8 protein-coding genes are annotated in these 9,237 nt (G+C 49.6%); 3 read left to right on the top strand and 5 right to left on the bottom strand.

From position 1 onward, the window contains the following. The first annotated feature begins 151 nt into the window (after positions 1-151). On the top strand, positions 152-1,198 hold the full coding sequence (locus tag B147_RS32690; RefSeq protein ID WP_020585798.1) for a virulence RhuM family protein: 1,047 nt from the start codon (positions 152-154) through the stop codon (positions 1,196-1,198). Positions 1,199-1,453: 255 nt separating this feature from the next. After that, positions 1,454-1,861 (top strand): DUF4276 family protein, encoded by a 408-nt coding sequence (locus B147_RS29955; protein ID WP_020585797.1) that lies wholly within the window; start codon positions 1,454-1,456, stop codon positions 1,859-1,861. Between the two features lie 189 nt (positions 1,862-2,050). Here B147_RS29955 and B147_RS0103130 read toward each other — a convergent pair whose 3' ends face one another. From B147_RS0103130 to B147_RS0103115, 4 genes are all read right to left on the bottom strand, one after another. Further along, positions 2,051-3,802 (bottom strand): flotillin family protein, encoded by a 1,752-nt coding sequence (locus B147_RS0103130; RefSeq protein WP_020585795.1) that lies wholly within the window; start codon positions 3,800-3,802, stop codon positions 2,051-2,053. A 6-nt stretch (positions 3,803-3,808) separates the two neighbouring features. Beyond that, positions 3,809-4,498 carry a YqiJ family protein gene (locus B147_RS0103125; RefSeq protein ID WP_020585794.1) on the bottom strand — a complete coding sequence of 230 codons (690 nt, stop codon included), beginning with the start codon at positions 4,496-4,498 and terminating at the stop codon, positions 3,809-3,811. Next, positions 4,495-5,184, bottom strand: a complete 690-nt coding sequence (locus tag B147_RS0103120) for a PspA/IM30 family protein (protein WP_020585793.1) — start codon at positions 5,182-5,184, stop codon at positions 4,495-4,497. The genes B147_RS0103125 and B147_RS0103120 overlap by 4 nt, the downstream gene beginning before the upstream one ends. Positions 5,185-5,473: 289 nt before the next feature. Continuing rightward, positions 5,474-8,647: an AfsR/SARP family transcriptional regulator gene (locus B147_RS0103115; RefSeq protein ID WP_020585792.1), complete on the bottom strand. Its 3,174-nt coding sequence runs from the start codon at positions 8,645-8,647 to the stop codon at positions 5,474-5,476. Positions 8,648-8,795: 148 nt separating this feature from the next. On the opposite strand from B147_RS0103115, the gene B147_RS31590 reads away from it, so the two are divergent. Then, positions 8,796-8,951, top strand: a complete 156-nt coding sequence (locus B147_RS31590) for a hypothetical protein (RefSeq protein ID WP_020585791.1) — start codon at positions 8,796-8,798, stop codon at positions 8,949-8,951. Here the strand turns inward: B147_RS31590 and B147_RS33400 are convergent. Further along, the gene (locus B147_RS33400) at positions 8,946-9,107 is read right to left on the bottom strand and encodes a helix-turn-helix domain-containing protein (RefSeq protein ID WP_425386998.1); all 162 of its coding nucleotides are present in this window, start codon (positions 9,105-9,107) and stop codon (positions 8,946-8,948) included. The genes B147_RS31590 and B147_RS33400 overlap by 6 nt on opposite strands. Positions 9,108-9,237: the final 130 nt, after the last annotated feature.

Here is a 9,237-nt window from a genome sequence, read left to right as displayed (position 1 = left end):
AGGACCCGAGCCATGAAGAGCACGAAGGTTACATGGAATGGTCCGGTGGCGATTACGACAGTGATCGGTTTGATTCCGGTTCTATCAACTGGGAGTTGATGAAATACCTCCGTTGGTCCCGGGACAGGTATCAAAACTGGGGCGGCGTTGAATGAAGACGGATAAAAACAAGCAACTTCAAAAAGCTGGAAAAAAAGAGACTTCTATTGTTCGTTCCTCGGCGGCCGAGTATCTAACATTTGTTGCAGCCACAGGCAAGAGCGGTGTTGAGGCGGTATACGCAGACGAGAACATCTGGCTGACCCAGAAAATGATAGCCACGCTCTATGACGTTGATGTCAGGACGGTAAACTATCATTTGAAAAGGATATTTAGAGACAGTGAGTTAGAGGAAATTTCAGTTATCCGAAATTTTCGGATAACTGCCTCTGATGGCAAAAATTATAACACCAATCACTACAATCTCTCGGCCATCATCGCCATCGGTTATAAGGTCAATTCGGAGCGGGCCGTGCAATTCCGTAAATGGGCAACTCAGGTTATTCGGGAGTTCACCATCAAGGGGTATACCATGGATGATGAACGTCTGAAGAATGACGGCACTGTCCTTGGGAAAAAGTACTTTGAAGAACAGTTGGAGCGCATCCGGGAAATTCGCCTTTCCGAGCGCAAATTCTACCAGAAGATTACCGATATTTACGCCACATCCATTGATTATGATGTGACTGCTCAAGCCACCAAACGTTTTTTTGCAACCGTCCAGAATAAGCTACACTGGGCCATTCATGGACAGACGGCTGCCGAGGTGATCGTTGACCGGGCAGACCATCAGAAACAAAACATGGGACTGAGCACTTGGAAGGACGCTCCAAAAGGAAAAATTCAGAAATTTGATGTCAGCGTAGCCAAAAACTATCTGAGCGAGAATGAGATGGCGCAATTACAACGGCTGGTATCCGCCTATCTGGATGTTGCGGAAGATATGGCTCTTCGCCAGATCCCGATGACCATGCAGGATTGGGAAGAACGTTTGAATAAATTCATTGAAGCCACAGACCGGGAAATCCTGCAGGACGCTGGAAGGGTAACGACCGAATTCAACGCCCAGACTATTATTAATATTCAACACACCGAAATTACTTATTTTTATGGGTTTTGGGGTTGGGTGATGAGCGACACATGTGGCTACATAACATAAACACTGTGAAGCTTGTTATTGAAGGCGTTGGCTACTTCTGCTATTCCTGCCCGGTTTAAAACTTGATACAGTGAGCCTGAATACCATGAGGCAACGCTTTGTGATTACTCATTTCGTTCAAGGATATTAAGCTATTATCGCATTGTTTAGATCATCAATCCTGATGCCAAAATCCTTTACCTTGATTGATTTTGCAAGATTAACAGATATTGAATGAATCCAAATTAGGTGACCTCAATGTAATTATTGGTGCAAATGGCGCTGGAAAAAGTCCGACTGAGTTGGAATCAGAAAGGGTCGAATTTTCCAATGCAGCCCTATCATCTATCGGACGGTTCTATTCGCTTTATCTGTCTTGCCACGGCACTATTACAACCGAACCCACCTTCCACGATTATTATAGATGAACCGGAACTGGGCATAGATGAATCTACAGTTGCGACGGTCATCTCCGAATGTGGTTCTCCGGAAGCAATCAATAATAATCCCCAGACTGCTCCTTCCAAACGCCTGGATGCCTGGTCAGTCAATGGAAAGTTTCTGAAAACAACGATGGGAGTAACTATTGCCAAAGAAATCGGTATCGAAAAAATTCGAAACGAATGTCCTCTTTTCAATGAATGGTTAAAGACTATTGAAGAGATTCAGAGAGGTGGCCAATGATCGACACATGGAAAGTGCCATTCAGAAATTTTTTCAAATTGCCAATCACTATATGAGTGTGCTGAGCCCAAGGGACATTTTCCATCCCATGGGCTTGTTGATAAAAGCATCTCTTATGACGTTCCGGACATTTTTCTCCTTGCCCTTTTTGACGCCGGCAAGAACCTAAATGATACGTTTCATTTCTTATTAATCTTTTTTTCCGCTTCCTTTTTCGCGGTCTTGCGCTTTGGGGTTCAGCCCTTGTGTCAAACCGTTAATATCTCCCGGACGTATCCCGAGTTCTTCCATAAGGGAATCAATTAACGGGGCCTGGCTGCGGTACCGAAGGGCGCTGTTTACGAGCTGGTCGGACAAACTGGCAGTTCCCTGGGCACCGGCCTCCCCGCTACCGCTGTTTGAAAGCCCGTCAACCTGGAAAATTTTAATACCGTCAATCTGCTCCATGGGTTTGACGCTTTCCCGTATGATTTCAGGCAGGTGTTTGATAAGGGCCATGCGGACCTGCATGTCAACCTGCTGCTCTGAAAGGATGTTGTCGGCTTCGTTGATCGCCCGCTGTCCTTGGGCATCCACGGCGTACCGTTTTTCGGCGGCATCTGCTTTCAGGATTTCAGCGTCCGCATCTGCCTGGGCTTGAATGCGGATTTTGTCGGCATCTGCATTGGCAAGGGTTTTCACGGCCTCTGCCTGGTCCATGGCAGACATCTTTTCCGCTTCTGCGGCAATTTTAATTTTAATGGCTTCTCGTTCGGCATTTTCCCTTGCCTTAACCAGCTCAACTTGCTTGGCACGTTCAGCAATTTCCGTTTCCCTGACTGTGATAACCGCTTCTTCTTCCTTGACGGCAATGGCCCTGGCACGATCAGCTTCGGCCTGGGCTTCAGACTGGGCACGGGATTTTTCTGCAATGGCAATGGCCCGGTCCTGTTCCGCCAGTTCCAACGCTTTCTTTTTTTCTATTTCAGCGCGTTCAATGGTCCGCTCCCTGATAATGTCCTTTTCTTTGAGCTGCTTGTCCTTTTCAATCCGTTCTTCTTCAACACTTCGTTCCGCAAGGATTTTGGAGGTATCCACCTTTTTCTGGGATTCAATCTGAGCCTGCTCGGCTTCCTGCTTTCTGTCCGCCTGCTCCTTGGCGATTTCTGCCATTTGCTCTGCCCTGCGGATTTCAATTTCCCTTTCCTGCTTCAGCTTTGCATATTCTTCCTCTTTTTTGATTTCAAGCTTTTGACGTTCGGCTTCAAGATTTTTATTGGAAATGGCCACTTCCGTGTCCTGTTCAATATCGTTTCTTTTTTTCCGCCGCTCTTCTATTTTTTCCGTCAGTTTGGTCAAGCCCTCGGCATCAAAGGCGTTGTCAGGATTGAAATGGCTCTTATTGGTCTGATCCAGGCCCGTCAACGAGACGGTTTCCAGCTCAAGGCCGTTTTTCAAGAGATCTTCGGTGACCACCTGCTGGACCTTTTGAACAAAATCCACCCGCTGTTCATGGAGCTCCTCCATGGCCATTTCAGCCGCCACGGCCCTGAGCGCATCCACAAATTTGCCCTCAACCAGTTCCTTGAGTTCTTCAGGATTCATGGTTTTAAGCCCCAGGGTCTGGGCGGCATTGGCAATGGCATCCTCAGTGGGTTTAGCCCTGACATAAAATTCAGCAGCCACATCCACGCGCATCCGATCCTTGGTAATCAGAGCCTGTTCATTGTTCCTTTGGACTTCCAACCTCAGGGTATTCATGTTCACCGGAATCGTCTCATGGAAGACCGGCAGCACGAGGGCACCGCCGTTCATCACCACTTTCTGTCCGCCAAAACCGGTTCTTACAAAGGATATTTCCTTTGTGGCACGTTTGTACAATTTTGCAAAGATCATGACCATGGCGATCAGTGCAACCAGGATTACACCGGCAATGGTCAGAATATTGATCATGTTTAACATGTTGGTTTATTCCTTTTCATCTTCATTATCATTGAGTATAGCTACTGAATTGGCAATCCCTGTATATACGGCACCGGCCTGCCTTACGATGAGCACCGGATCTCCTTGCAGGAATGTATCGTCTTCCAGGTCCGGCTCCACCATAATATAGTGGGTGGTGCCGAATTTATCTTTCAATTTTGCCTGGGCAGGTTTCCCCTTTGTTGCCTTTCCCAGGGTAATCACCGCCACACGGCCAATGAACGTTTTTTCGGAAACCGCCTCGGTTTCATCCTTGGGCATTATTCTGGCAATGACACCGGTCAGCATCCTGACAAGGGGCAGGCTTACGACCAAAGATGCCCCCGAAGCGGCAAGGCCGGGCAAAAGCCGGCCTGTGAATTCAAGGATAAAGGACTGAAGAATCAGGCCCGTAAGCCCGAACACGGTTAAAAAGGCCACAAGAACAATTAAAAACGGGACCTGGCCGATGCGAAGCCACCCAAAGATTTTTGTCAATACGCCGGGGGAGGATGCATCCGGGCCGTCCAGGTCTGCATCTGCATCCAGATCAAAATCAGGAATAAAGGTTTCAATCAGATTTGAAAGGCCAAGGCCGATCATGGTGGTGGCCCCTTCAAGCACGGCGATCATGATCATAAGGGCCAAAGCAACCGTAAAAGGCATATTCTGGCTTTCCGATAGAAACCCGATCATGAGGACTTGGCACCTCCTTTAAGTTGTGCCAGCCGTTCCCGGATTTTATTTTTCCGGGACAGTTCCTCCAGCTCAGCCAGTTGGGCCGCTGTCTTGCGGCTGGTTGTACCCACCTGTCCGGGAAGTCCTGTGGTCCGCTCAATAACGCGGTCAAATGCAGACTCCGCTCTGCAGACCCGGGATTCAACACTGTCCGCGTTACTGCCGGCAGGCGATTCCGGAGAAACCGAGTCCCCGGCAGCTTTTGCAGCCTGCCTGAACTGAATCAGTTCTTCATTCATCTCCCGCCGTTTGGCCATCAGGGCATTCAGATAATTTTCCAGCTCTTTTTCCTGGTCATCACAATCAGAGATTGTGGCCTCCAATACCGGAATCTGGGCCTCAATATCCAGTTGGCGGGCAATAGCGGCCTCTGCCAGGTCATCCCGGTTTTCGTTCACCGCTATTTCAATTTTTCCGGCAAGATCTTTGTGGCGTTTATTTTCTTCCATGAGTTTGGTGCCGGCTAAATGCTTTTTTGCCAAAACCTGACCCAGTTCCTGCCTGATATCATCAATGGCAAACTCCACTTCCCGCATCGCTTGTGTCAGCACGCTTTCAGGCGCTGCATTTTCGATTGACTCTATCAGGGAATTCACACTTCCGCTGATAATCCGGCCCACGCGGTTAATCAATGTCTCTTTCATTGCTCTCTTCCTCATAACTTTTGTAATGTCACGATAACTGTTTTGCAAGCCTTATTATATTAATAATAGTATAAAAAATGAAAACAGAAAAAAAACTCTGTCACGAAGATTTGATTGTTCTGTGAGAAAGTCTGTGTAACTGATACAGATCTTTCCACTTTCGCTGTGGCTGAGTTTTGGTGTTGATAGACCAGGTCAGTTCATGGCTGTTCCAGTAAAATAACCGCTATCCTCAATGTCCCGGAACAATATACCAGATCAGTAATCAATATTCTACATGATCGTAATTCTATTTTAACTCAGAATATAAACCGGATTTCAATTGGCAAAGAAGCTGCCCGGGCAGGTTCCAGACCCGGAAAAGTCCTGAAGGATTCAGCGGGTGATGACAGATCAAATCCAGGGTCTTTTCGGCCTGCAGATCCTGGCCGTCCACAACCAGAACCCAGGCCCGGGCCAACAGGTGTAAAATATCCAAATGGGGTTTATGAACCAACCGCAGGGTGTCGGCAGCAGTCCCCAGGTAGAATTTGGCAGATGCCAGATTTTTTTTCAGGCAGGCAAGAAAGGTCATTCCCAGGCTGGCCATGAAAAAGGGTTGTCCGTTTTCCTGTGCACGTCTGAGAAAGGGTTCGGCCCGGTTGGGATGGCCCGATGCAATGGAGATGACGCCTTTGAGGGCAAGCGTATTCCTGAACCGTGACAGGGCAAGCCCCAGATCTTCCGAAATATCCAGGGCGCGATCGGTCTGCAGTTCGGCCCCGGCCAGGTCTCCTTTCAGCAGACAGATCAGGCCAAGTTCCTCGTATGCCGCCATCATGCCTAAGGGAGCCTTGATCCGGCCAAAGGCGTCTGCTGCCGACTGGAGGTGAAGTTGGCTGGATTCAAGGTCTCCCTTGCCCACTTCGCAGATCCCGATATTGCACAGGGTCCATGCCTTTTTTATCTCATCGCCGGCGTCACTCCCGGCCTTATACCCCTGCCCGAAATATTCCATTGCCTTATCCATCCTGCCTTGGGCCTGTCGGCACAACCCCATGCGTACCGTCACCCAGAAGGCCTGTTCAATGCCTGGATCTGTCTTAAGGCTCAGGCCAAAGAGGCGGATGGCTTTGTCCCATGCCTTTTCTTTTTGGGCCACAGCTCCCATCAGCAACAGGGAAAATGCCCGGCCGGACTGGTTTTTTTCCTTTACGGCAAGCCTTAGGCACTTTTCGGCCATGTTCTTGAGTTCCGATGACTGCCGGGCAGTAAGCCGCTCCTTGGCGGTCATATCCAGCCGGCAAAGGAGAATCAGAGCCATATCCGGGCAGGGTTCGGTACGGGCCATTTCCATGACAAGTGCTTTGGCCGGTTGAAACAGGGCACGGCTTTCATTGTACCGGGTATGCATGTCAAAATAGATGTATATACCCTTTGCCGCACGAAGCAGGGCAAAAAGATCTTTTTGGTCCACGGCTCGTTGCCATGCCTGACGGATATTGCCAAATTCCGCATCCATGTTTCTGCGGCAGGCCAACATGTTCTTACCGATTAAGCCATGCTCATATTCCCGGGCTAGGTCCAGGTAATGGTGCTTATGTGCATCCAGAACCTCATCTGCCAGGCCGGATGCCGACAGGTGTTTCCCGGCATACTGTCTCAGCAAAGGATGCATTTCAAAACGTCCGTTTTCAGGATCTGCCCGGAGAAGGGACTTTCTTACCAGCCCCGTTGTCTTAAGTGCGGCGGCTTCCAAGTCGATTCCCGTAATCCGGGACACTGCGTTAAGCGTAAAGCTATGCTGAAAAGCGGCAAGCTTCATCAAAAGGTCTTTCTCTTTTTGGGACAGACAGGACCAGGAGGTTTCAAATACAGCCGGAATGCTCTGGTGGCGTTCCGGCATATCCCGGATATCGGTCCTTAAAAAATCCAGGCTTTCCTGAATTCTGTCCGCGATTTTTCCCGGAGGGAATACATCCATCCATCCGGCTGCCAGTATCAGAGCAAGGGGCATGCCTCCGGTCAGATCGCAGATCCGCGATATTGCCTGAAAATTATCGCTGTTCAGTTTCACATCCGGCCTGACCCTTTGGGCGGCGGAAAGGAAAAGGGCAACCGCATCCCAGGTTTCTTCTGCCTGGCCTAAGTCCGTGGCTTTTTCGCTTCCGGACAAAAGAGACCGGGGACGGGAAAGGTCGGCCACGCTGAAAAGATGTTCTCCTTCAAGCATGAGCCGGGTTCTTGATGTAATCAAAATTTTAAGAAAAGGGGCCTGGGACAGCAAATCCAGGATAAGGCCGCCTGCCTGGGGCAGATGTTCGAAATTGTCCATCACCAGCAGGACTTTTCTGTGCCCCAGGAAATTGAATATCTGGTCTTCCAGTCCGGTCTTTTTGTCCGAGGCAAGCCCCAAGGCCTTGAGCAATTCGCCTGCAAGTTCATTGGTTGACCTTAAGCCTGCCATCCCGATAAAAAATATCCCGTGGGGAAAGCAATCCATCAGCGTTTCAGCAAGCGCCAGGGCCAGCCGGGTTTTGCCGATGCCGCCCGGCCCGGTCAGGGTAAGAAGCCGTACTTCAGGTGCTGCCATACGTTCGGCCAGTGCTTTTATTTCATCCTTTCTGCCCACAAAGCGTGTGGACTGGGCCGGAAGCCTGGACCGGGCTGGGGTTGATTTGAATCCTTCTTTCCTGCCGGTTTCCCGGATACGTTTTCCAAGGGCCCTTGTTTCGTCTTCAGGCTGGACGCCGAGTTCCTTTTCCAACAGGGTTTTGCATTTTTCATATTGGCGGACGGCAGCGCCGGGCTGCCCCATTTCTGTATAGAGGCCAATCAGCAACCGCTGGGCTTCTTCATTCAAGGTATCCAGGGTAACCAGTTGCCGGGCATGGGAGAGCGCCTGTGAATATGCGCCTCGGATCATCTCTGACCGGGTAAGGTATTCCAGGACTTCAGCAGCCCGCCGGCTCAGCCGTTCGGCTTGTTCCATCTGCCAGTCCTCAAAATCCGGGGCATCTTTGAGAAAAAAACCCGAAAGAAAAGACGGCTTGCAGATCTGGGCTGCCTCTTCAAGCGCTTTGATCTGTTTCGATCTGGCCTGTTCCGGTTTGATCTGCTTTGGGCTGTCCGGTCTTTCCCCGCCCTTGTTCCGGGGAAGCATTGCTGTAAGCTCCAGGAACCGGTTTACATCCACCTGCAGATTTTCATGGGGCACAAAACCGATGGTCTCCCTGTCAATGTTCAGCCAGGATTTACCCAGCACCTTTGTTATGAGTGAGAGGGCCTTGCGAAGGGATGCCCTGGACCTTGTCGGGTCACTTTCCGGCCAGAACATGGCGGCCAGTTTTTCCCTGGCATGGGGTTTGGCGGTTACAGCCAGGTAGGTGGCCAATGCAACGGCTTTGCGCCGGCTGATTTTTACTGTCGTGCCGTTCACACGGAAACGCGGGGGACCGAAAAATAAAAATTCAATCTGGGTCATGGGCTGTTTCTCCTATGAGAAAGTTATATTATCCTCCGGAATTTGACAATTTTTTTAATTAAAGGCGGTCATGTCACGCTTTTGGGAACATAAACGGAACGGTGGCTTGTTATTATTTCCCTGGAATTAAAAAAAGGAGGTTTGCCAAATGATATCCCAATGGATTCTGCCTGCGTCCCTGACCTTGGTATGCTGGGGCGTATGGAGCTTTATCCCCAAAATCACCACCCGGTACATCAGCCCCATGAGTGCCATGGTCTATGAAGTCATTGGAGCCATCGTCATACTGCACATCCTTTCATGAAAGTTGATTAAAAAGATCNATCTGTTTGTCTATCACCTTGATATATAAACCCATTTGTTTTCCTTTGCGCACATGGACAGCAGGTAGCTTGCCGGATTTTACACGATGCAATACCGTTTGGCGTGAGACACCGAGTAATTTTTTAGCCTCTTTCATGGTGACATAACCCTCGGGAGGCTGTTGAACGAAGCGGGATTTTAAATCCTCTGTCATCCGAATACGCCACGGGGCTCCTGGTGTGATTTGCTCTCCGGCAATAAAGCCGTCTAAGAGCCAACGGTGGACT

The sequence above is a fragment of the Desulfobacter curvatus DSM 3379 genome, assembly GCF_000373985.1.
Taxonomy (GTDB): Bacteria; Desulfobacterota; Desulfobacteria; order Desulfobacterales; family Desulfobacteraceae; genus Desulfobacter; species Desulfobacter curvatus.
This window is presented reverse-complemented; position numbering and strand designations above follow the sequence as displayed.

Bases quoted from the DNA above. Each gene is read 5' to 3' on its own strand.
- B147_RS32690 (WP_020585798.1), top strand. From the start codon at position 152: ATGAAGACGGATAAAAACAAGCAACTTCAAAAAGCTGGAAAAAAAGAG.
- B147_RS29955 (WP_020585797.1), top strand. From the start codon at position 1,454: ATGGCGCTGGAAAAAGTCCGACTGAGTTGGAATCAGAAAGGGTCGAAT.
- B147_RS0103130 (WP_020585795.1), bottom strand. From the start codon at position 3,802: ATGTTAAACATGATCAATATTCTGACCATTGCCGGTGTAATCCTGGTT.
- B147_RS0103125 (WP_020585794.1), bottom strand. From the start codon at position 4,498: ATGATCGGGTTTCTATCGGAAAGCCAGAATATGCCTTTTACGGTTGCT.
- B147_RS0103120 (WP_020585793.1), bottom strand. From the start codon at position 5,184: ATGAAAGAGACATTGATTAACCGCGTGGGCCGGATTATCAGCGGAAGT.
- B147_RS0103115 (WP_020585792.1), bottom strand. From the start codon at position 8,647: ATGACCCAGATTGAATTTTTATTTTTCGGTCCCCCGCGTTTCCGTGTG.
- B147_RS31590 (WP_020585791.1), top strand. From the start codon at position 8,796: ATGATATCCCAATGGATTCTGCCTGCGTCCCTGACCTTGGTATGCTGG.